Below are 1811 nucleotides of genomic sequence, written 5' to 3'. Positions count from 1 at the left end.
ACCCAAGAATGGCGCGACGCTGGCTTCCACCCTGTTTTGAATGAACGCGACCAAAGCATGGCGGCAAACCTTGAAGCTGGCCTTATCGCTCGTTTATTGCAACAGAAAGAGCGCCATCCCTTGCCAGACCAAGTGCAATTAGAAGGTTTTGATTTTTCGATTGATCGTGAGCAAACCTGCCCGACAATTGAAGAGTACGAACAGTACGAAAAAGACAACCCAAACTGGGGAATGCCATTTGGTATGCCGAATCTAACCAACAGCGAATACCACACGCTGATGACTTGGCTAGAAAACGGCGCGATCATGAATATGCACACGCCAATCAGTGACCAAGAGCAGGCGCAAATCAATCAATACGAAACACTGCTCAACCATTCAGACCTCAAGAACCAGTTGATGTCGCGTTATATTTACGAGCACTTGTTCCTGTCGCACCTGTACTTCTCTGAGTTGAGCGAAAAACCGCGCTTCTTTACTCTCGTGCGCTCCGCAACACCGCCAGGACAACCAGTGAAGCGCATTTCCACTCGTCGCCCTTACGACGATCCGGGCGTTGAACGCGTTTACTACCGAATCATTCCAGAACAAGGCACTATTGTTGACAAAACGCACATGCCATTTGCGCTCAACAAACAGCGCATCAGTAACTGGAAAAAGTGGTTTATTGAAGCGGATTACTCCGTTACTCAGCTACCTAGCTACGAGCCAGAAGTTGCAGCTAACCCGATGACGGCATTCATTGATATGCCAGTGAAGTCTCGCTTCAAATTCATGCTTGATAACGCGCAAAACACCATCATGGCGTATATCAAAGGCCCTGTTTGTCGTGGTCAGCTTGCACTTAACGTCATCAATGATCGCTTCTGGGTATTCTTCTTAGACCCAGACAAAGCTGACATTCCTGAGGTTAACGAGTTCTACCGTTCACAAGCAGATAACTTAAAACTGCCAGCCGAACAAGAGAGTAATACGCTTCCAGTCACAAACTGGGTTAAGTACGCACGCCAACAAGCGCGTTATCTTGAGGCAAAATCTGAGTTCACGAACAATTGGTTTAAGCATGGCGAAAACCTATCGACTGACGTCATTTGGGATGGTAACGGCACCAACCCAAATGCAGCATTAACAGTATTCCGTCATTTCGACAGTGCATCTGTAGTTCAAGGGTTGGTTGGCGAGCAGCCAAAAACAGTCTGGATCTTAGATTACGCTTTGCTAGAGCGTATTCACTACCTATTGGTAGCAGGGTTTGACGTATACGGTAACTTTGGTCACCAGTTGATGACGCGTATGTTCATGGACTTCTTACGTCTTGAAGGCGAGAGTAACTTTGTTACCTTGTTGCCTGCGGATATGCGCCACCAGCTTCAATCGAGCTGGTATCAAGATCAAAGCCCTCAGCTTAGTGACTTTTTGCAACGTAACGTGAAGCCTTTTAATCAACCGACCAGCGTTGTTTACAAAACGGACGATCCAAAAACCGAGCTACTGAACATGATGCGCAAACGCTTATCGCCAGTGTTGTTGCCGCGTTATGAGATTACCGATACTGCGCTTTCAGATATAACGGAAAAAGAGCTAAAACGCATCGGTCAAGTGCGTGGTGAATGGCTACAAACCGTCCCACAAATCACGATGCTGATGGTGCGTAGTAAGTCAGGTAAGGACGAACTGTTCACCCTACTTCACAACAATGCGCACACTAATATTTCGAGTTTGTTTGATGAAGAAAGCAACCGAGACTTCGCCAACGACGATATGACCATCGTGCGTGGTGTTGTCGGGAGCTACCCAGCAGCATTTTTCTC

Annotated in this window: 1 protein-coding gene; it reads left to right on the top strand. The window is 47.2% G+C overall.

Annotation, left to right across the window (positions count from 1 at the left end; all coding sequences use genetic code 11):
* Nucleotides 1–1811, top strand: a 1811-nt coding sequence (locus R8O70_RS24855) for a fatty acid cis/trans isomerase (RefSeq protein WP_318184421.1), incomplete at both ends; no start/stop codon positions are given.

It is taken from the genome of Vibrio sp. 779(2023), assembly GCF_033344285.1.
In the GTDB taxonomy this organism is placed as follows: Bacteria; Pseudomonadota; Gammaproteobacteria; order Enterobacterales; family Vibrionaceae; genus Vibrio; species Vibrio alginolyticus.
The sequence above is the reverse complement of the archived record's forward strand: the minus strand, read 5'-3'. Positions and strand labels throughout refer to the sequence as shown.